This is a genomic window from Nocardia sp. CA-135398 (genome assembly GCF_050955845.1).
Lineage (GTDB): Bacteria > Actinomycetota > Actinomycetes > Mycobacteriales > Mycobacteriaceae > Nocardia.
This window is the reverse complement of the sequence record NZ_CP192084.1, coordinates 4,993,897-5,012,708: the sequence shown is the minus strand read 5'-3', so window position 1 is coordinate 5,012,708 and position 18,812 is coordinate 4,993,897. Positions and strand designations below refer to the sequence as shown.

The window sequence follows — 18,812 nt, the reverse complement described above, 5'->3', positions numbered from 1 at the left end:
GACGCAGACGAACAACACGCTCGGGCGGACCGATGTCATTGCGGGACGCTGCCTTTCAGCGAGTGGTGCCGGAGTGGGGGACGACGATGTCGTCGGGCACCGCCGACACCGTCGAGTCCTCGACCATCGTGATCACCATGGGCTGCGAAGATAGCTGCCCCTACTTCCCCGGCGTCTCCTACCGCGACTGGAAACTCGACGACCCCGCTGGCCAAAAGCAATGCCGGAGCCGACGACGACCGCGACCAGGGCGGCGCTGCCGGTGGCTTCGGCGGCCAGCCGCCGTGTCAGCGGCGCCATGGTGTCGTTCATGCCGGTGTCGAAACGGTCAGCCCAGCTGGAGCGAGGATGTCGGAAAGTCGTTGCAGCGCTTGCGGAACAACGCGGTAGTAGACCCAGGTCGCGCGGCGTTGCGAGGTCAGCAACCCGGCCTCGCGCAGAACTTTCAGGTGGTGGGAGATCGTGGGCTGGGAGAGGTCGAAGACGGGGGTGAGCTCGCAAACACAGACCTCTTCCCCGCCCGCGGCCGCGATCAACGACAACAGCCGCAGCCGGACCGGATCCCCCAGGGTCTTGAAGGTGGCCGCTAGGTCGACGGCGGTCTCCGCGTCCAGTGGAGTGGTGAGGGTGGTGGTGCAGCAGCCGGTCGAGGCGATCACCGGCAAATCTTGTTTCGACACTCGTCAATATTGACAGATGTCGATTCAGCGCGCCAGACTTGTATCGACAGTCATCAATATAGCCCGGTCAGTGGAGTAGAAGCCTCCGGTTTCGGGTGTTTCGAGAGGGAGTGATTCCCATGTCAGAACAGGCCAACGAACTGCGTGAGACCGTGCGTGAGCGCTATGCCGCCGCGGCGGTCGCCGTCGCCAGTGGCGGGACGGCCGAGGATTGCTGCGGGGGCAGCGACTGCTACGCGACCGGGGTGATCGAGGTCGATGAGAACTTCGGGGCCAGCCTTTACGGCGCCGGCGACCGCGACGCGCTGCCGATCCAGGCCGTCGCGGCGTCGCTGGGCTGCGGCAACCCGACCGCCGTTGCCGACCTGCGCGAAGGCGAAACCGTCCTGGACCTCGGTTCCGGGGGAGGCATCGACGTGCTGCTCTCGGCGCGGCGGGTCGGGGCGACCGGGAAGGCGTTCGGGGTCGACATGACCGACGAGATGCTGGCCCTGGCCCGGGAGAACGCGGCCAAGGCCGGAGTCGCCAACGTCGAATTCGTGAAGGGGACGATCGAGGAAATTCCGTTGCCCGACAACGCGATTGATGTGGTGATCTCCAACTGCGTGATCAACCTCTCGACCGACAAGCCCGCGGTGTTCGCCGAGATCGCGCGCGTGCTCGTGCCGGGCGGACGAATCGGGATCGCCGACGTCGTCGCCGACGACGCGCTCTCGGTCACGCAGCGGGGCGAGCGTGGGGACTATGTCGGGTGCATCGCGGGCGCGTTGTCGTTCAGCGAGTATCGGAACCTGTTGGAAGCGGCCGGGTTCGAGCAGATCGAGATCGAATCGACTCACGAGGTGGCCGACGGAATGGTCTCCGCGATCGTGAAAGCGGTCAAACCCGCTGCGGTGGAGAAGACCTGCTGCGGAACCGACTGCTGCTCCTAACCCACTCTGCCCATATCTCCCCTTGCCCCGAGCGCGGACCGAACCGGCCAGCGCGAGGCAAGGGGAGATTGACCGCCGTGGTGATCCGAGTTTCGGAATATCCGCTATTGCCGCTGACCGCGCTGACCGAGCCGGTCAGCGCGGTCAGCGGAAGACCAACTGGCCGTACCGATCCGACGTCGGCCGAAAGCCCGCACCGCATATCGCGCGCGATGGGTCAGTCGTTGGTCTTGGCCGCGGGCACGCGGCCGAGATCGCGGTCTTTGAGCCGATAGCTGTCGCCCTTGAGGGAGATGACTTCGGCGTAATCGACCCGCGCAGGACATGGACGCAAGCTGTCACCGCTCGCTCAAACGTCAGCTGAGTCGACGCACTTACCCCAGCAGGGATCTCCGACTGCGACCGTGGCGACGGCACCCACTGGCCAGAGAACCCCGAGTGACCCTGCAGGAAAAGTGTTATAGCTCTGCGCGGGCTTGCGACCACTGGCGCTCGAATTGCTCTTGGGATATATCTTCTGCGTCGAATTCGGGTTGCTCTGTTATCTCTTCGATTGGCGCGATTGGTATCTCCGCGACCCCGGCGGTAGCGGTTTCGTGGGTTTCGTCGGCCCATTCCAGATGTCCGTCGCGGTAAACCTGAATTCTGCGTGTTTCCCAGTTGTCGTCGCCGACTTCGTGGAAGTATTCGACGGGCTCGTCCTCGAAATCATGGTGCCAGGTGACTTTCACGTATCGCATGTTCAGTTCCTTCCTGACCGAATGATTCGTCCTGCAAGGTCTAGGGGTCCAGTATTCGGTATCACGAATACTCCAGGTCGTCCCTGCGCAACTGTGAGGCCAGTGACGTCGATCTCGGTGAAATGGGTGAACTTCTGGCCCGCACAGGGGACACGCAGGAAAGCCGCTGACAGCTGGCCCAGTGTTCGGGTTCCGGGCTCGATATCGGTCAAGTACTGGCCGTCGCCGTCGCGAGCATCTTTGGGGTTCTGCTCGCGTAGGGAAGGGTGCAGTACGACGTCACCGACGGCAACCCCAACGGAGACCCCGACGCAGCGGGGACACCACGCACCGACCCCGAAACTATGCAGGGCCTGGTCACCGACGTGGCCATCAAACGTAAGATCCGGAACATGGTGACTCTGTTCGGAGAAGCCAAGCCCGGCAACGACATCTATGTCGAAGCTGGCATATCGCTCAACTCCCAGCACGAACGCGCCTACGAGGCACTGGGCCTGCCCGACGGCAAGGACTCCGAGGGATCGCGCAACGATGGATGTGCCAGACCTTCTTCGACGTCCGCATGTTCGGCGCGGTCATGTCCACCGGGAAAAAGCCCGCCGGACGAGTGCAAGGCCCTGTGCAACTCACCTTCTCGCGCAGCATCGACCCCGTCCTCCCGCACGAACACGGCATCACCCGCGCCACCCGCACCAGAGAAGACGACACGAAAAAGACCGAAATGGGCACCAAACACACTGTGCCGTACGGCCTCTACCGAGGTATCGGACATTTCAGCGCCCCCTGGCCAAGCGCACCGGTGTCACCTCCGAGGACCTGGCGATGTTGTGGCGGAGCATGGAATGGATGTTCGAGCACGACCATTCCTCCTCGCGTGCGGAGATGGCACTGCGCGGCCTGTATGTGTTCACCCACTCCGATGCCTTCGGCACCGCACCGGCTCACGTGCTCACCGATACGGTCAAGATCGAGCGCACGATCGAGTCCGACAATATGATTGCGCCACCGATCATCACCGCGAAGTCCGCCGGGCGCAAGGTCTTCGGCCTCACCACCGCAGACGTCCGTCTCGCTTGACCTCTTGCGCGTCAGTCCGGCAGCCAGTGCAGCTCGTGCGCCAGGGTTTTGGCGACGGCACGGATGCGGCAGTGTACTGGCGACTGCTCGCGCGGGAGGACCAGGTGGAGCGTCAGGCTGGGCGCGCCCCGCAGCGGTCGCCAGGTGAGGCCGACCGGTTGTGTCGTGACCGCGGCTTCTCCGGCCGGAGCGAGGGTGAGCCCGTCGCGTAGGTCGCGCTGAGACATGTCGAAAGAGACTGCGGGCGTGTGGAATCGGGGGGATGGTCGGGTGTCGCGGAACAGTGCGGACAGCTGATCGTGGATCACCGGGTTGGCCGCACGGTCCGGGAGCCGCAGCGGATACGCGGCCGCGTCGGCGATCTCGATCTCCGGGTGTTCGGCCAGCGGATGATGCTGCGCCAGCTGGACCCCGACGCGCTGACGCCGCAGCAGGAACCGGCGCACGCCACGGCCCGGCTGTTCACCGCGGGTGATCCCCGCATCGATGCGGCCGTCGGCGACCGCGGGGGAGATCTCCGGTGTCGCCATCGGGACCGCGCCGACCTCGAGTCCCGGGCTGCTGCGAATGAGCCTGTCCACCAGGGCCGGTACCGTCTCGGCCCCGGTGCTGAGGCTGTATCCGATGCGCAGCGTGCCCAGTTCACCGGCCCCGGCATTCCGGGCGGTGTCCCATGCTCGGTCCAGGGCCGCCAGCGCGGGTGGCGCGGACTCCGCCAAAGCCGCACCGGCCGTGGTCAATACGACGCTACGCGTGTTGCGAACCAGCAGGGCCGTACCGAGTTCCGCCTCCAATCGGCGCATCCGGGCACTGAGTGCGGGCTGCGCGATCCCGATCCGTGCGGCCGCCCGGGTGAAGTTCAACTCCTGCGCCAGCACCAGGAAATACCGCAGGCTCACCGTATCCGGCGTCACGCACCCTCCCTGCCGATTGATAACGATCCGTTCTGAGTCTATCGCGCACCGGTCTTTCCCTCGACCACACATCAAGCCCTAACCTGCGCATATGACGATTCAACCGACGCAATACCCGTCGGCGGGATCGATCGATCCGAGTGTCAATTCGAAGTCGGACGTGTCCGGCCGAACACAGGAGGTTTCCATGGCCAAGGGCTACTGGGTCAGTGTCTACCCCGTAATTTCCGACCCTGAGAGCCTGACTGCCTACAACAAGCTGGCCCGTCGGGCTGTCCAGGCTGGGGGCGGGCGCGTCCTGTCCCGTGGCGGTCGAGTCGTCGCCCACGAGGCCGGAATCACGCAACGCGTCGTTCTGATCGAGTTCGACAGCTTTGAACAGGCCGTCGCGGCATACGAGAGCGAGGCATACCAGAAGGCGCTGGTGGCCTTTCCCGACGGCGTCGAGCGCGACTTCCGCATCGTCGAAGGCATCGACTGACCGGCGGGACCAGCCATCGCTGAGCATCCGTCACCTGATACGCAGACGGATAAACGCGCCGAGATCATCTCGGTCACGGCATCGCACTGCACTGCACTGCCGATGACCGGATGCCAGCTCCGTCTTCCGGCCAGATCGCTGACGGCCGGTTGCTAAAGGCCGAGCTTCAGCAGCAGTTCGCTGAGTTCGGCTGGCATGGTGATCATGCAGTCGTGGCCGGTCGGCAACTCCCATACCTGCGCAGCGGAACCGTTGGGCTGTATCGCGGGAATGGCTCGCCGGGTGATGCCCGCCGGAGTGGCACCGACGCAGTGGATGTGCGTGCGAGGGATCGCGTTCACGGCCGGATTGTCCAAGCGGACCGGTTGCTGCAGGCAACGCACCGGCTGATCCGAGAGGATCGTGCGCAGCCAGGCGATGTCCGCCGGGTCGGTGACCCCGAACAGGCCGAAAGGCGCCGGCTGCTCGGGCAGCGGGGGAATGCGCCAGTCGCTGCCCGAGCTTACGGCGAGGTCGATCAGGTGCTGGCTCATCGGTTGGACATCGACCGCGGTCTCGCCGTCCTCGGGGACCATCGCGTCGAGGTACACCAGGTGCGCGATGCGGTCCGGAATCTCGTTGGCCGCCGAGGAGATGACCAATCCCGCGTAGCTGTGCCCCACGAGGACCACGTTCGTGAGGTCCTTGTCTTTGATCAGCTCGATGACATCGGCGACGTGGGTGTCGAGCCCCACGTCGGGGCCGAGAAGATGCGCCTTGTCGCCGTAGCCGGTCAGCGATGGCGCGTGCACCTGATGCCCGGCCGATTCCAGCAGCGGTACCACTCGCTGCCAGCAGCGGCCACTGTGCCAGGCGCCGTGGACCAGCAGAAAAATTGACATGATCGTCCTTTTCGACGTGCGGTAGGTGCACCGACGCTGACTGGTTACTTTTCATACCTCGGTACACTTTGGGAACCACGATCAGTGTGGTGCGCTCGACATGGATCGGGCAATAAGGCACATTTCGGTGCCCCGGTTCCCTGGAGATAACCATGACCGCAACAGAGGGCGAGCCGCCGCAGAGCCAGGGCGACGCGTGCCGGACACGAGAAGTGCTCGATATCGTCGGGGACAAGTGGTCGCTGCTGGTCGTGCGACACCTCAGCCAGGGGCCACGCCGGTTCAGCGAACTCAAGCGCGGCATCGATGGCATAAGCCAGCGCATGCTCACCGTCACCCTGCGCGCCCTGGAACGCGACGGCATCCTGACCCGGACCGTGCGCAACGTCATGCCACCCCACGTCAGCTACGAACTCACCCCGATGGGCACGAGTCTGCGCGCAGCGGCCCTACCCCTGCTGGAGTGGAGCATTACGCACCTGGAGCACATCGACGCCGCCCGCGCGGAATACGACACACGCGCCGACGCCACGTCCACCTAGTGCGGAATCCGCCCCGAGTGTTCCGATGCCTGTGCTGACGGACAATATGTCCACGTCACCGCAGGCCGAACATCCGCTATTGCCGCTGGGCGCGTGATCGGTGGCGGTCGAGAGCGCAGGTGAGTAGAACCCCGTCGCGGCTCAATGTTGTTGTTTTGTAACAAGTTCGGTGAATCGGGGCATCCTTGATCGAAAGGGGCGGGGTGTGACGCGCTCATGTCGGTCAGCTCTGTGGCTCGACAGGTTCGGTTGCGCCGCGCGGTATGCGGGCGAGTATCTCTATCAGCTGGTTTGCGAGGAAGGACACGCTCGGACACTCGGTAATGCCGAATCGAGTCTGTTCAAGCGGCGTCCGGGCTCTGATCTCGTTCGCGGGGTTTCGCCGCTGAGGTTCATCGTCGGCTGTTCGAGTTCGGCGCCCTCACTTGGTTCGATTGGCTTCGGACCGACTGGCAGGATTGTCGGAGATGCCATCAGCCAGCGCGGCAGTCGTCAGGGTGAGGTGCCGAGTCAGCGTGGCGGTGTCGGGGTCACGGGCCAGCGCTGCCTGCTCCAGCCGACGGTGTTCGTCGATGCCGTCCCGCCCGGGATCGCGGTGCGCTGACCAGCGGCGGGCCAATTCGCTTGCGACCCACATCCTGTCGAACGTTTCCAGCAACACAGGATTGTCGCACCCCTGCAGCAGCGTGCGATGGAATACGCGATGGGCCCCCGCCCATTCCTCGTAGTACTCGCCGCCCTCCGGCGTGAACACTGGTGTGCGAGCAAGGCGGTGGTGGGTGGCTCGAACGTCGCCCTCCCAGGCGATATCGCCACGTTCGATCGACATCCGCAGCACGATCGGCTCGATGGTCCGGCGGGCCTCACCGATCTGCTGCCAGCGGTGATCGGAGAAGGCCGGGACCGCGAAGCCGCGATTGGTCAGCCGTTCGGCCAAACCCTCACCGACCAGCCGCACCAACGCCTCCCGCACGACAGCCAAGCTCACACCGTAGTGCCTGGACAGATTGTGTTCTTTGTCGAACGCACTACATTGCCGCTGCGCGGGCGTTGGTCGGCCGTCTGGATTCGTTGGCTGGCACGGCTTTCCAACGCATGCGAATTCTATGCCGGTGAGCGTGTGTCGTCAGCGCCCGGCATCAACGGGTACGGATGGGTTGCTGCCGGTTTGGAGCCGTGTTCCGGTCTCGGCGGATCTGCGTATAGCGTCGAGCAGACGGTGCATGTGCAGGCCGGTCTCGAAACTCGGGACTGTCCGCTCGCCGGTACGCAGATCCACCGACAGCCGCGAGTAGAGCGCTGCGACGTTGCGGGATTCCGTGGGCAGGTCGATCGCGAATTTCGCGTGCGGTTCGGTGAGGTCCTGCCAAGTACCCCCTGGACCACGTGAGCCGAGCAACCGCAGATCGCTGATCTGAATCCCACCCGGACCGGATGGTCTCTCGGAGACGAGGGCGAGATCGCCTTCGGTACCAGAGATTTCGATGCGCGTGCGGCCGTCGGTCAGTTTCGCGTCGTGCACGTGCACCGAGATCACCGCACCGCCCTGCGCTACACCGCTGAGCAGTAGGTGATCAGGGCTGGTGACCCGAACCCGCTCCCGTGTTTCCGCGATGATGTTGTGCGGGTTGCGGATTGCGAGGTCGGCGGAGAACTCGGCGATATCGCCCAGCAGGTACTCGAGCGGGTCGAGTGTGTGCCCGCCGGCAACCTCCAACAGGCCCGCGCCATTGTCGATATCGAGGGTGTAGGCCGCCCACTCCGGAATCCGTCCACCCGCTCCCTTGCCCCGCGCAGAGTACACCGTGGCCGAAATTACCTCCCCCACATAGCCTTCCGCGAGGAGCGTGCGCGCCTGCTCGACGGCAGGTGAGAACCGCGCCTGCAGCCCGACAACGTGATGCCGGTCCGAATTCACCGACAACTCCACCAACTCCTCGGCCTCCGTGGTCGTCCGGGTCAGTGGCCACTCCGAGTAGACATGCTTGCCCGCCGCGTTCGCCATCCTGATCAACTCCGCGTGCGCCGGGACCTTCACGGTGATCACCACCAGATCGACCTCCGGATGCTCGGCCAACTGCCGCGCATCGCTGAACGCATGGGCGGCTCCGAATGCCCGCGCGGCTTGCTCCGCGCTCTCGCGCCGACTGGTTCCCACGGCAGTGAGCTCGAAGTCCGGCAATGCCCGCAACGCCGGGATATGCGCCCGTGAGGCCCATCCCCGCTCCGGGCTCGCACCTATGACGCCTACACGAATCCGGTCCGACATCTTCATCACCCTTTCATTAAACGGACCCGCTGGGTCCGGTTATGAAGCATAGATAAGCGGACCGCCCGGGTCCACTTTGCTAAGGTTCCCTACATGAGCGCTGTCGACCGCCTGTTGTCCGAGGCATCCGGCACCCCGCGAGCCGACGCCCGCCGCAACCTCGAACGCCTCATCACAGCCGCCCGCGCCGCGATCGCCGACACCGGTGTCACTGTCACCGCTCGAGAGATCGCGCGACGCGCCGGTGTCGGCAAGGGAACCTTCTACCGCCGCGTCCCCTCCCTCGACGCGCTGCTCGAGGCCGTACTCGAGGAGGTCCTCGACGAGGCGAGGGCTGCCGCCGACCACGCCCTCGCCGATCCGGACCCGTGGCACGGGTTCACCGAGTTCGCCACCGTCTACGTCCGGCTGCGTGCGGAAAGCTGCGGCGTCAACGACGCTCTGGGCGGTGCGGGATCCTGCGATCTCGGCGACACCATCACCGAACTCGGCGACAGTCTGTGCCGCCTCGTCGACCGCGCACAGCAAGCGGGAGCCATGCGCGACGACATCACCTGGTGCGACGTCGCTTTCGCGCTCGCGGGAGTCGCGACGCAGCCACGCACCATCGGCCTGCAAGCCGCGCCGGACCAGTGGACCCGAAACCTGCGCATCGTGCTCGACGGACTCGAGTCCCGACGCTGAGCCGTCGCCTATCGGGCGACGGGAGCGGTGCTGGCGGATCAGCTGGCGGTTGTTTCGATCTGCTGCGCCCGGGCCATGTGAGCTTGTGCGCAGGCGGCATCGAAGTCATCCGAGGCGGTAGGTTCGGCCTTCGACACCCACTCGCCGAATTCCGGGACGGCACCGCGATCCATGGCGCGGGTCGCCATACCCATGGCCTCGGGCGCGATCGTCAGTGCTGTGGGATCTGGTGGATCGAACGTTTCGACAAGGCACCTTCAACTGTGTGCGGGTCGGCCCTGCTCGGCGACCCAGGCGGCGATTTGGGCACGCGAGGTGAATCCGAGTTTCCTCAGGATGTGTTCGACGTGTCCCTGAGCGGTGCGCAGGGAGATCACCAGGCGGGCGGCGACGGCCCTGTTGGTCAGGCCTTCGGCGACGAGGTCGGCCACCTCCCGCTCGCGTCTGGTCAGCACCGCCGGACCGGGAGCCGCGGCGCTTGGTTGCTCTCCCAGGGCGTAGGCGGTCGCGGCCTCGAGATCCAGTGCGGCGCCTTCGTGGTAGGCGGTGTCGAAGGATCGCCTGCCGAGCGTGTGACGGGCGGCTCGCTCGCAGTCCTCATGGTGGACCGCTAGGTCCGGGAACAGTACGGCGGAGCCGCCGATCGCCTGAGTCAGTGCGTGCGCGGCGCCCATCAAGATGGTGGCGCGCCGCGCGCTGCCCTGGGCTCCCACAATCCAGGCCAGTGTTTCCAGGGCTACTGCGGCCATGAGCGGGTCTTTTTGTCGCTTGGCCAGCTGCAGCTCCTGCTGCAGCAGCGCTAGCGCACGGTCGCGATCACCTTGGCGCCACGCGGCAACCGCAGCCCCCCACAAGGCATATGACCGATGGACGGATTCGCCATGGGGTTCGATGATCGCGAGGGCCTTTTCGAAGTACGGGAGAGCTGCTGAGCTGTCCTCCCGCAATGCGTGCACCCATCCGAGCCCGATCTGGGCCAAGACCTGCCCGTAGACGTCGCCCTGCGCAACGAAGGTCTCGAGGGCGGCCTCCATGGGGGCACGGGCACGCGGACAGTCGCCGCTGCGGATCGCGTGCAGACCTTGGGTGAGATCAGCGAACGCGTGGACGATCGGATTCTCGGTCTGTTCGGCCAGCGCCTGCGCCTGCATGACCGGCGTGGATGCCGCGGGGAGATAATCCTGGGATTTGGTCACCATGCTGGCGCGCCACAACGCCTTGGCGCGTGCTGGCGTGGCAGTAGCGGGCCCGCTGGCGATGGCGCGGTCGAGCCAGTGCCGAGCCTCACCGAGCTGGCCTCGGGAGAACCAGAACAATTGCATCGCTGCCGCGAGGGACAACGCGGCGTCGGATCCCGCTCGGGTGTCGGTCAGGCAGAATTCCAATGCCTCGCGCAGGTTCGGTTGTTCGCGGTCGAGGCGTGCGATCCAGCCGAGTTGGCGGGGGCTGATCCAGTCGGCCTCGGCGTCCTCGGCCAGCTGCCGATACCAATTCGAATGTCGGCGCCGCAGTTCCGTGTATTCGCCGGCTTGGTCGAGTTTGTCGCGGCCGTAGTCACGCACCGTCTCGAGCAGCCGGAACCGCACCACCGAGTCCGACTCCTCGCGGATCAGGATGGACTTGTCGACCAGGGCGGTGAGCACATCGAGCAGATCCTCCGGTCCGAGGTCGTCTCGGCACACCTGCTCAGCGGCGTCGATTTCGAAACCGCCGGCGAACACCGACAACTGTGCCCACACCTGCTGTTCGGCCGAGGTGCACAGCGAGTAACTCCAGTCGATGCACAACCGCAAGGTTCGCTGACGGCTCGGCGCGCCGCGGCTGCCGCGGGTCAGCAGTGCGTATCGGTCGGTGAGCCGCGCCAGGATCTGCTCCGGTGACAGCGCCCGCAGCCGAGCTGCGGCCAACTCGATCGCCAACGGCAGTCCGTCGAGGTGGCGGCAGATCTCGGCCACCGGGGCGAGGTTGCCCTCGGTGAGCACAAAGCCGGGCACGGCAGCGGCGGCCCGTTCGACGAACAGCGTGACCGCGTCGTAGCGAGGCGCAACCCGCAGCGACAGTTCCCGATGCGGAACGGCCAGCGGCCGCACCCGCAGTACCGATTCCCCGCCGATGCCCAGCGGCTCGCGGCTGGTGGCGAGGATCCGCAGTTCCGGGCACGCCCGCAGCAAATTCTCGACAACCTTCGCTGCCGCATCCACGATTTGTTCGCAATTGTCGAGCACGAGCAGCAACCGCCGTGACGCCAAGTATTCGATCAGCACATCGAGCACCGCCTGTCCGCGTGGGCGCAATCCCACAGCGGCGGCGATCACCCCCGGCAGCAGTGCGCCGTCGTGCAGTTCGCCGAGCTCGACCAACCACACCCCGTCAGCGAAGTCGCGTTGCGCATCGGTCGCGACCCGCAACGCCAGTCGGGTCTTGCCTACCCCACCGATCCCGGTCAACGTCGCCAGCCGCGAGCTCGCCAGCAGACTCTTGGCCTCGGTCAATTCCGTGCGGCGGCCGACGAAGCTTGTCAGCTCCAGGGGAAGAGACGCCGGTGCGCTGGCCGAAGAACCGGACGGCACGGGCCCCCGTACCGGTGTGGGGCCGGTGGTCAATGGAACTGGGGCGCTCTCTTGCTGCTCGGCACCCGCGGCGGCCCGCACCGCCATCTCGTCGACCGGCCACCCGTGCCCGACCTGCAGCTGCTGCAGCTGTTCGCCTAAGTCCGCCATGGCCGGCCGCTGCTCGGGCGTGCTGGCCATGGCATGTTCGATCACCTGCGAGAGGTCCTCGTCGATGTCGTGCTCGCCCAGATTCGGCGTCGGCTGGGTGGTGATCCGCAGAAACTGGGCCACCACCTGTTCGCCGCTGCGTTGCTCGTACGCCGCATGCCCGGTCGACGCGGCGAACAAGGTAGCGCCCAGACCATAGACGTCGGCCGCCGCAGTCGGCTCCGCACCCGCCAGCACCTCCGGTGCGGTGAATGCCGGCGAACCGGTAATCGTGCCAGTGGCGGTGCGAAATCCGTCGGCGATACGGGCGATACCGAAATCGGTCAGCGCTGGCTCACCGTAATCGGTGATCAGGATGTTGCTGGGTTTGACGTCCCGGTGCAGGATGCCGAGCCGTTGCGCCGCCTCCAGCGCCCCGGCAACCTTCACACCCACTCGCAGCGTCTCCTCCACCGATAGCGGACCATGCCGACGGATTCGGGCGTGGAGGGAATCTTGCGGATAGAACGGCATCACCAGATAGGGCAGACCGGATGCGGTGGTGCCCACCTGCAGCACTGCCACGATGTTCGGATGCCCGGTCAGCCGCCCCATCGCCCGCTGTTCCCGAATAAACCGTTCCCGGTTGCCCTCCGCGAGGTCGGCGGTCAGAACCTTTACCGCCACAGTCCGATCCAAGGCCGTCTGCGTGCACCGATACACCACGCCGAATCCACCGCGACCGATCTCCTCGGCATCGGCGAATCCAGCTTCGGCAAGCTCCGCCGTGACCGTGGCGACCACGTCGCGCTGAGTTTTGAACGAGTCGATTTCGCCCATACGCAGGTCCGGCTTGGTGGTGTACCTCAGAATACAGCCCGGACCAGTGCCGTGGCCTGGTCCTTTGGCGCGTATCCGCGGTCACGTGATCCGCGTCGGAAAACGCGGACGGCGGCGTGCGAGCAGTGACCTGCCGCACCCAGTTCAGGGGCTCACCAGTTCGGCCAGGTGACGAAGCATCCGGCTCGCGTCCGGTGTCAGACCGGTGAACAGGCGCATCGCCTCCGCGGCTTGGTGGACGACCATGCGGCCGCCGCTGAGGTGCCGCGCGCCGACGGCGCGGGCGTTGCGGAGGAGTTCGGTTTCCATCGGCATGTAGACGATCTCGGCGACCCACAGGTCCGGGCGGAGCAGGCGCGCGTCGAGTGGCAGTCCGGGGTGTGCCGCCATGCCGGTCGGGGTCGCGTGTACCAGGCCGTCCGCCGAACGGAGGCGTTCGGCGACGTCACGCGAGTGGCCCGCCACGGCTCGTCCGTTCCCGAAGCGCGCAATGAGCGCGGCGGCGAGATCATCCGCCTTGCCCGGATCGACGTCGAGCACGTCGAGGCGGGATGTGCCGAGCGAAAGGAGGGCATGCGCGGCAGCCGCACCCGCACCACCGGCGCCGAGAAGCACGACGTGCTCGCAGGCGACCTCCGGGAGGCCCTCGAGGAAACCCGCGCGGAAGCCTTGCCAGTCGGTGTTGTGTCCGGTCATCCCAGTGTCGTCGAGGACGACGGTGTTCACCGCGCCGATGGCCTGGGCGTCGGGCGAGAGCCGGTCGAGGTGCGGGATCACGAGCTGTTTGCACGGGTGAGTGATGTTGAGCCCGCGATACCCCTCGTCGCGGGCACGCTGGAGCAGCTTCGCGATGTCTTCGGGAGCAATGCCGAGGACATCGAGGTCCCAGAGCCGGTACCGATAGGAGATGCCGAGGGCGGCGGCCTCGCGTTCGTGGAGTGCGGGGGAAAAGGACGGTCCGATGCCGGCGCCGATCAGGCCGACTTGCAGCGGGTCGTTCACACCGCGCTCCTTCGTTCGTGGAGCTGGAGCGCCCGGTCGAGGCATTCGATCCCATACACATAGCCCCGGATTCCCGCCCCGACGATCACGGCTTCGGCGATGTCGGAGACATAGGAACGGTGCCGGAACTCCTCGCGCTTGTGCACGTTGCTGATGTGCACCTCGACGACCGGCAGTTCAGCGGCGAGTAGCGCGTCCCGCAGCGCCACCGAGGTGTGTGTGAACGCTGCGGGGTTGAGGACGACGCCGTCGGTGCTGCCACGCGCCTCGTGCAGCCGGTCGATCAGTGCGCCCTCCGAGTTGCTCTGGAAGAAGTCGGCCTTGTACCCGAGTTCCTCGGCCCTGCCACCGGCGATCCGCTCGACGTCGGCGAGGGTGTCGGTGCCGTAGAGCTCGGGCTGCCGGGTACCGAGCAGGTTGAGGTTCGGACCGTTCATGATCAGGAGGCGACCGTGCCGCATGTTGGTTCCTTTCAAAGGGATTCAGAAGGCGCTGGGCGCGGCCTCGGCCCGCTCGGGCATGGTCGGGCCGTCGGCCCGGGAAGGATGCCCGAGCTCGCGCAGCGGAACGTGCGCTGTCTCCCGGCCGGCGAACGCGGCCGCGGCGGCGATCAGGCAGAGCGTGGAGAGCAGCACCGCGATCGACAGCCAGCCGAAGCTTCCGGTGCCGATCAGGATCGCGGCGATCGTCGGCAGGAAACCGAGGGCGAGGTTGGCGAACTGGGTCGAGACGGCCAGGCCGGTGTAGCGAACCCTGGCGTCGAACATCTCCGCGTACATGGCAGGCCAGACGGCGTTCGGCGCCGCGTAGCAGATCGAGATGAGCAGCACCGACGCCACGGCGACCAGCATCCAGTTCGCCGTGGTGATCGCAATGAAGTAGGCGAAGACCGACACCGCGCAGCCCACCGCTCCGACCGCGAACACCGGGCGGCGCCCGACCCGGTCGGACAGCTTCGCCCACATCGGGATCGTCGCGACCTGGACGAGGTTGGCGATCACGATCGTCCACAGCATCGACGAACGCGCGATGTGCCACTCGTTCACCGCGTAGGCGAGCCCGAACACGGTCACGGCGGTGGAGATGGTGCCGTAGAGGTGGCAGAGCACGATCCGCAGGAACGACCGCCAGTAGGACCGGATGAAGACTCCCAGCGGAAATCTGACGATCTCCTGCTCCTGCTTGAGCTGCTCGAAAGCCGGTGGTTCGTCGAGGGTCCGGCGTACGAGCATCGCGGCGAACACCGCGATCGCGCTGGCCCAGAACGGAATTCGCCAGCCCCAGCTGTAGAGGGCGGACTCGGGCAGCGCGGCGACCGGGATGAACACGAGTGTGGCGACGACCAGACCGGCCTGTGTGCCGGAGAGGGTGAAGCTGGTGAAGAACGCCCTCCTGCCTTCGGGCGAGTGCTCCAGCGTCATCGAGCTCGCGCCGCTCTGCTCGCCGGCGGCGGACAGCCCCTGTGCGATCCGCAGAACCACGAGCAGGATCGGCGCGGCCACGCCGATGGTGTCGTAACCGGGCACGCAGCCGATGGCGAAGGTCGAGCCACCCATCAGCGCGAGGGTGAAGATCAGGACTCGTTTGCGGCCGATCCGGTCGCCGAAGTGACCGAGGAAGAACGATCCGATCGGGCGGGCGACGTAGGCCACGGCGAAGGTCGCGAGTGCGGCCAGCGTACCTGCCGCGGTGCTGGCGCGGGGGAAGAAGACGTGGCCGAACACCAGCGCAGAGGCCGACCCGTAGATGAAGAAGTCATAGTACTCGACAAGGCTGCCGAGGAAGGACGCCAGCGCGGCCTTACCCGGTGTCTGTCTTGGTGTTCCGGTCTTCTGGGTATGCGACACGAGACACTCCTTTGTGTTCGAGGTGACGGGGTTGGGGACGCCGCTCAGCGGTCGTTGAGGATTGCGATCGAGGTGTCGTAGGCCGCGCGCGCGGCCTCCTCGACGGGCAGCTCCCGGAATCCGGGATAGTTGACCTCCACCGAGTACGGGCCCGAGTAGCCCGCCGTGTGGAGGGCGCCGACCAGCTCTCGCACCGGAAGCTCGCCCGCGCCGGGCAGCCACCGGGTGGTGCGGGCCCGGTGCAGTATTTCGGGATCATCCGGGCGCGTCCGGGGACCGTCGTTGAGCTGGACGCCGGCGATTTCGTGCGGGTCGACATCGCGGAGCAGCGCGACCTGCGCGCCGGTGGCGAACCAGTGCCAGACATCGATCATGAGCCCGGCATTGGCGGCACCGCTGCGCCGCACGATCTCCAGCGCCGTCGGATAGTCGGGGATCGCGCCCCAGGCGAAGGCCTCGACGGCAAGGGTGATGCCGTGCGGCGCAAGCCTGTTCGCGAGCGCCGCGAGAGCGTCCGCCGCGCGGCCCGGATCGGCGGGCCCGGCCGCGAATTCCCCGGACGTGACCCGCAACGGCCCCGCGACCCGGGCGACCTCGATCAGTAGCTCCTCCGACGGCGACGGCACACCCGGGTCCTCGGCGAAAACCCAGCCGCCGAGGAACTCGGCCTCGGTGACGGCCACGGCCGGATCACCGATCACGGCGGCGCCACCGGTGGCTGCGAGATCCGCGAGCTGCACGCCGATCCCGGTGAACCCGGCTTTCGCGGCCGCGGCCGCACGATCGGCGAACGAGGTGCGGGCGGGATCGGTGAACCCGCCCCCGTGCAGGGTGACGTAACTTGCCGTCAGCCCGGTCACGCCGGCACCTCGGCACCGGCCGTCACGTACGGGGGTGTGGCGTGGTGGTGGAAGGACTCGGGCACCGGCATTCCCCACGCGGTCCCCCGGCCCTGTGACTCCGTCTCCCAGGTGACGGTCTCGAAATCCGGCGAGAAGATGTGGATGCCTCCGGTGAAGACCTCGACGCGGTTGCCGCCCGGCTCGTAGACGTAGAGGAAGAAGCCCTGGGTGCGCGAGTGCTTGGCGGGGCCGAACTCGATGAAGACGTCGTTCTCGAGGAAAACGTCCGCCGCGCGGATCACGTCCGAGGTCTCCGGGACCGCGTAGGCGAGGTGGTGCAGGCGGCCCTGCGTGGGCGCGGGCTCCTTGGTCAGGGCCAGGTCGTGGGCCTTGGTCATGACCGACAGCCAGGCGCCGACCTCGTCCCGGCCCGCCGGGGTGAGCCGCTCGCGCAGTTTGAACCCGAGTGTCTCCTGCTGGAAGCGAGACGCCGCGGCGACGTCGGGTACCAGCAGGTTGATGTGGTCGATGTGAGCGGCCGCGGCACCGCGCGGGTCGAACTTCTGCGGCTGGTTGGGCAGCGCCGGCGTGGTTTCCGGGGTCGGCACGTACTTCTCGGTGTCGAAGTAGACCTCCTGGACATGCCCACCGACGCCCACGAACCGGTACGCCGCACCGTGCCCGAAGTCGCCGTCGTGCCACCAGCCCCGCACACCGTGTTCCTCCAGCGCCGCGACCCGTCGGCGCAGCGCATGCGGGCTTGTCGCCCGCCAGCCGAGGTGGCCCAGACCGGGTTCGTCGTGGGCGGTGAGGGTCAGCGAGGACAGCACGTCGTCGTTCCAGGCCCGCAGATGCGCGGCCCCGGATGTCTCGCCGACGAGAGTGAGCCCGTAGATCTCGGTGAAGAACGCGACCGATGCCTCGAGGTCGGGGGTGCGGATCTCGGCATGCCCGAGCTGCGCGATGTCGTAGACCGGTTCCGGGTGGTCGATCACCGGATCGCCCCCTCCTCGGCCGCCGCCTTGGTCTCCAGCTCCGCGACGCCGTCGAGGATCGCCGGTGCGTGGTTCGCGATCGACACGCCACCGAACAGGTAGGCGAGGTCGATCGCCGCTTGCAGCTCCTCCCAGCTCGCACCGGCCCGCCGCGCGGCGTGGCCGTGGATCTTCGCCGCGTCCCGCAACTGGACCGAGAGCACAGCGAACAGGATGAGCTGCACCGTTTTCTGGTCCAGCGCGTCGGTGTAGGTGACCAGGTTCCGGACCTTCTCCTGCGCTAGCAGGAGTTCCGGGTTCGTCCGGGCCAGCCGATCGAACCGGGCCTGGATCCGGGGCGGGACAAACCCCGCCATCTCGCGGTAGGTCCCCAGGTAACGGTCGATCTCCGCCTGCTGTTCCGCCGAGGCCCCAGGGGTGACAGTGCTTGTCATCGCTGACCTTTCCCATCGTTGGTGTGGCTACTGTCACAGCCGACACCGTTCCGGGAAAAGGCCGCGTTCCCGTTGAACGGGAACGCGGCTCATCTTCACCCGTGCCGGCCGACCTGCCGGTCACGCAGAGCCCGCGAGATGGAGATGGCCGCGGTCCGGACCGCGAGTGCCAGCCGGTCGGGGCGCCCGCCCGCGGTGTGCAGCACGACATCCAGTGCGGCCACGACCTCACCCGAGGCGTCGCGGATGGGTGCGGCTACCGACAGCGAACCGACCGTGAGCTCCTCATAGGCGAACGCGATACCGGTGTTCCGGACTTCGTCGAGCATGCGGGCGACGCGGCCGGGCTCGACGATGGTGTGCCGGGTGTACCGGGGCAATTCCCCGGCCAGCACCCGGGCGCGCAGCTCTTCCGGTGCGTAGGCGAGCAGCACCTTGCCGACACCGGTGGCGTGCAAGGGAAGCCGGCCGCCGCGCCGGGACTTGACCGGGAGTGCGGCGGGGCCGTGAATCTTGTCGAGGTAGAGCGCCTGGGTGTCCTGCCGCACCGCGAGATGCACGTTCTCCTTGGTGCCCTCGTAGAGGTCCTGCATCACAGGAAGCGCGACATCACGCAGTGACTCGCCGCGCGGAGCGAGCGAGCCGATCTCCCACATCCGCAGCCCGATCCGGTATCCGGCCCCCTCGCACCGTTCGAGCCCGCCCCACTCCACCAGTTCGGTGACCAACCGGTGCGCGGTCGACAGCGGCATCCCCGTCCGCGCGCTGAGCTCGTTGAGGGTCAGCCGCGGCGAGGCCGGGCCGAACGCGTCGAAGATAGCGACCACCTTGCTGGTCACCGAACGTGCGTGTGCCCGCCCTTCCACCATCGCGCTCCTCCGGTCGGGTCAGGTCGCAAACATCAAACCACCGTGTTGCGCGCCCAGGCCAGAGAGTGCTGCCCTGGCCAGGAC

Annotated in this window: 20 protein-coding genes and 4 pseudogenes; 7 read left to right on the top strand and 17 right to left on the bottom strand. The window is 66.8% G+C overall.

Annotated features, from left to right (window positions below; translation table 11 throughout):
• Positions 1 to 98: 98 nt before the first annotated feature.
• A pseudogene (locus ACQP1T_RS21920) lies at positions 99 to 215 on the top strand (heat-shock protein HtpX); the annotation flags it as partial.
• 93 nt (positions 216 to 308) lie between these two features.
• On the opposite strand, the gene ACQP1T_RS21915 reads toward ACQP1T_RS21920, so the two are convergent.
• Positions 309 to 680, bottom strand: a complete 372-nt coding sequence (locus ACQP1T_RS21915; RefSeq protein WP_433754905.1) for an ArsR/SmtB family transcription factor — start codon at positions 678 to 680, stop codon at positions 309 to 311.
• A gap of 119 nt (positions 681 to 799) precedes the next feature.
• Between ACQP1T_RS21915 and arsM the strand changes: the two genes are divergently transcribed.
• Positions 800 to 1,612, top strand: coding sequence for an arsenite methyltransferase (gene arsM, locus ACQP1T_RS21910; RefSeq protein ID WP_433754904.1), 813 nt, complete (start codon positions 800 to 802; stop codon positions 1,610 to 1,612).
• A 217-nt stretch (positions 1,613 to 1,829) separates the two neighbouring features.
• On the opposite strand, the pseudogene ACQP1T_RS21905 reads toward arsM, so the two are convergent.
• The 3 genes and pseudogenes from ACQP1T_RS21905 to ACQP1T_RS21895 all read right to left on the bottom strand — a co-directional run.
• Positions 1,830 to 1,925, bottom strand: a pseudogene (locus tag ACQP1T_RS21905) (IS21-like element ISAau2 family helper ATPase IstB); the annotation flags it as partial.
• Between the two features lie 145 nt (positions 1,926 to 2,070).
• Positions 2,071 to 2,352, bottom strand: a complete 282-nt coding sequence (locus ACQP1T_RS21900; RefSeq protein WP_433754903.1) for a DUF6881 domain-containing protein — start codon at positions 2,350 to 2,352, stop codon at positions 2,071 to 2,073.
• Between the two features lie 2 nt (positions 2,353 to 2,354).
• A complete protein-coding gene (locus tag ACQP1T_RS21895) occupies positions 2,355 to 2,624 on the bottom strand; it encodes an HYD1 signature containing ADP-ribosyltransferase family protein (RefSeq protein WP_433762306.1) in 270 nt (89 codons plus the stop codon).
• Here ACQP1T_RS21895 and ACQP1T_RS21890 point away from each other — a divergent pair.
• Together ACQP1T_RS21890 and ACQP1T_RS21885 are read left to right on the top strand one after the other, a co-directional pair.
• Positions 2,619 to 2,843: pseudogene (locus ACQP1T_RS21890) on the top strand (type I CRISPR-associated protein Cas7); the annotation flags it as partial. The gene ACQP1T_RS21895 and the pseudogene ACQP1T_RS21890 sit on opposite strands and share 6 nt — an antisense overlap.
• Positions 2,844 to 2,887: 44 nt before the next feature.
• A pseudogene (locus ACQP1T_RS21885) lies at positions 2,888 to 3,429 on the top strand (type I CRISPR-associated protein Cas7).
• A gap of 11 nt (positions 3,430 to 3,440) precedes the next feature.
• Here ACQP1T_RS21885 and ACQP1T_RS21880 read toward each other — a convergent pair.
• The gene (locus tag ACQP1T_RS21880) at positions 3,441 to 4,343 is read right to left on the bottom strand and encodes a LysR substrate-binding domain-containing protein (RefSeq protein ID WP_433754902.1); all 903 of its coding nucleotides are present in this window, start codon (positions 4,341 to 4,343) and stop codon (positions 3,441 to 3,443) included.
• 91 nt (positions 4,344 to 4,434) lie between these two features.
• Between ACQP1T_RS21880 and ACQP1T_RS21875 the strand changes: the two genes are divergently transcribed.
• A complete protein-coding gene (locus ACQP1T_RS21875; protein WP_433754901.1) occupies positions 4,435 to 4,824 on the top strand; it encodes a DUF1330 domain-containing protein in 390 nt (129 codons plus the stop codon).
• A gap of 152 nt (positions 4,825 to 4,976) precedes the next feature.
• Here ACQP1T_RS21875 and ACQP1T_RS21870 read toward each other — a convergent pair whose 3' ends face one another.
• On the bottom strand, positions 4,977 to 5,705 hold the full coding sequence (locus tag ACQP1T_RS21870) for an alpha/beta fold hydrolase (protein WP_433754900.1): 729 nt from the start codon (positions 5,703 to 5,705) through the stop codon (positions 4,977 to 4,979).
• A 152-nt stretch (positions 5,706 to 5,857) separates the two neighbouring features.
• Here ACQP1T_RS21870 and ACQP1T_RS21865 point away from each other — a divergent pair, with 152 nt between their 5' ends.
• Complete coding sequence (locus ACQP1T_RS21865) at positions 5,858 to 6,247, top strand: winged helix-turn-helix transcriptional regulator (protein ID WP_433754899.1); 390 nt, start codon at positions 5,858 to 5,860, stop codon at positions 6,245 to 6,247.
• 421 nt (positions 6,248 to 6,668) lie between these two features.
• On the opposite strand, the gene ACQP1T_RS21860 is transcribed toward ACQP1T_RS21865, so the two are convergent.
• A complete protein-coding gene (locus ACQP1T_RS21860; protein ID WP_433762304.1) occupies positions 6,669 to 7,253 on the bottom strand; it encodes a GntR family transcriptional regulator in 585 nt (194 codons plus the stop codon).
• Between the two features lie 120 nt (positions 7,254 to 7,373).
• Positions 7,374 to 8,522: a Gfo/Idh/MocA family protein gene (locus tag ACQP1T_RS21855; protein ID WP_433754898.1), complete on the bottom strand. Its 1,149-nt coding sequence runs from the start codon at positions 8,520 to 8,522 to the stop codon at positions 7,374 to 7,376.
• Between the two features lie 87 nt (positions 8,523 to 8,609).
• On the opposite strand from ACQP1T_RS21855, the gene ACQP1T_RS21850 reads away from it, so the two are divergent.
• On the top strand, positions 8,610 to 9,200 hold the full coding sequence (locus ACQP1T_RS21850) for a TetR/AcrR family transcriptional regulator (RefSeq protein ID WP_433754897.1): 591 nt from the start codon (positions 8,610 to 8,612) through the stop codon (positions 9,198 to 9,200).
• 38 nt (positions 9,201 to 9,238) lie between these two features.
• Here ACQP1T_RS21850 and ACQP1T_RS21845 read toward each other — a convergent pair whose 3' ends face one another.
• From ACQP1T_RS21845 to ACQP1T_RS21805, 9 genes are all read right to left on the bottom strand, one after another.
• Positions 9,239 to 9,394, bottom strand: coding sequence for a hypothetical protein (locus ACQP1T_RS21845; RefSeq protein ID WP_433754896.1), 156 nt, complete (start codon positions 9,392 to 9,394; stop codon positions 9,239 to 9,241).
• Between the two features lie 63 nt (positions 9,395 to 9,457).
• Positions 9,458 to 12,739, bottom strand: a complete 3,282-nt coding sequence (locus ACQP1T_RS21840) for a protein kinase domain-containing protein (protein ID WP_433754895.1) — start codon at positions 12,737 to 12,739, stop codon at positions 9,458 to 9,460.
• 144 nt (positions 12,740 to 12,883) lie between these two features.
• The gene (locus ACQP1T_RS21835) at positions 12,884 to 13,741 is read right to left on the bottom strand and encodes a shikimate dehydrogenase (RefSeq protein WP_433754894.1); all 858 of its coding nucleotides are present in this window, start codon (positions 13,739 to 13,741) and stop codon (positions 12,884 to 12,886) included.
• The gene (gene aroQ, locus ACQP1T_RS21830; RefSeq protein ID WP_433754893.1) at positions 13,738 to 14,202 is read right to left on the bottom strand and encodes a type II 3-dehydroquinate dehydratase; all 465 of its coding nucleotides are present in this window, start codon (positions 14,200 to 14,202) and stop codon (positions 13,738 to 13,740) included. Before aroQ ends, ACQP1T_RS21835 begins: the two co-directional genes overlap by 4 nt.
• Positions 14,203 to 14,223: 21 nt before the next feature.
• Entirely contained in the window at positions 14,224 to 15,588 is a 1,365-nt protein-coding gene (locus ACQP1T_RS21825) for an MFS transporter (protein ID WP_433754892.1), read from the bottom strand.
• 44 nt (positions 15,589 to 15,632) lie between these two features.
• Positions 15,633 to 16,448 (bottom strand): sugar phosphate isomerase/epimerase family protein, encoded by an 816-nt coding sequence (locus ACQP1T_RS21820; RefSeq protein ID WP_433754891.1) that lies wholly within the window; start codon positions 16,446 to 16,448, stop codon positions 15,633 to 15,635.
• Positions 16,445 to 17,425 (bottom strand): VOC family protein, encoded by a 981-nt coding sequence (locus ACQP1T_RS21815; protein WP_433754890.1) that lies wholly within the window; start codon positions 17,423 to 17,425, stop codon positions 16,445 to 16,447. Before ACQP1T_RS21815 ends, ACQP1T_RS21820 begins: the two co-directional genes overlap by 4 nt.
• Positions 17,422 to 17,859, bottom strand: coding sequence for a carboxymuconolactone decarboxylase family protein (locus ACQP1T_RS21810; RefSeq protein WP_433754889.1), 438 nt, complete (start codon positions 17,857 to 17,859; stop codon positions 17,422 to 17,424). The genes ACQP1T_RS21815 and ACQP1T_RS21810 overlap by 4 nt, the downstream gene beginning before the upstream one ends.
• Positions 17,860 to 17,954: 95 nt before the next feature.
• Complete coding sequence (locus ACQP1T_RS21805; protein ID WP_433754888.1) at positions 17,955 to 18,728, bottom strand: IclR family transcriptional regulator; 774 nt, start codon at positions 18,726 to 18,728, stop codon at positions 17,955 to 17,957.
• Between the last annotated feature and the right edge of the window lie 84 nt (positions 18,729 to 18,812).

Bases quoted from the DNA above. Each gene is read 5' to 3' on its own strand.
- aroQ (WP_433754893.1), bottom strand. From the start codon at position 14,202: ATGCGGCACGGTCGCCTCCTGATCATGAACGGTCCGAACCTCAACCTG.
- ACQP1T_RS21870 (WP_433754900.1), bottom strand. From the start codon at position 5,705: ATGTCAATTTTTCTGCTGGTCCACGGCGCCTGGCACAGTGGCCGCTGC.
- ACQP1T_RS21865 (WP_433754899.1), top strand. From the start codon at position 5,858: ATGACCGCAACAGAGGGCGAGCCGCCGCAGAGCCAGGGCGACGCGTGC.
- arsM (WP_433754904.1), top strand. From the start codon at position 800: ATGTCAGAACAGGCCAACGAACTGCGTGAGACCGTGCGTGAGCGCTAT.
- ACQP1T_RS21875 (WP_433754901.1), top strand. From the start codon at position 4,435: ATGACGATTCAACCGACGCAATACCCGTCGGCGGGATCGATCGATCCG.
- ACQP1T_RS21900 (WP_433754903.1), bottom strand. From the start codon at position 2,352: ATGCGATACGTGAAAGTCACCTGGCACCATGATTTCGAGGACGAGCCC.
- ACQP1T_RS21810 (WP_433754889.1), bottom strand. From the start codon at position 17,859: ATGACAAGCACTGTCACCCCTGGGGCCTCGGCGGAACAGCAGGCGGAG.
- ACQP1T_RS21840 (WP_433754895.1), bottom strand. From the start codon at position 12,739: ATGGGCGAAATCGACTCGTTCAAAACTCAGCGCGACGTGGTCGCCACG.
- ACQP1T_RS21805 (WP_433754888.1), bottom strand. From the start codon at position 18,728: ATGGTGGAAGGGCGGGCACACGCACGTTCGGTGACCAGCAAGGTGGTC.
- ACQP1T_RS21850 (WP_433754897.1), top strand. From the start codon at position 8,610: ATGAGCGCTGTCGACCGCCTGTTGTCCGAGGCATCCGGCACCCCGCGA.
- ACQP1T_RS21845 (WP_433754896.1), bottom strand. From the start codon at position 9,394: ATGGGTATGGCGACCCGCGCCATGGATCGCGGTGCCGTCCCGGAATTC.
- ACQP1T_RS21855 (WP_433754898.1), bottom strand. From the start codon at position 8,522: ATGAAGATGTCGGACCGGATTCGTGTAGGCGTCATAGGTGCGAGCCCG.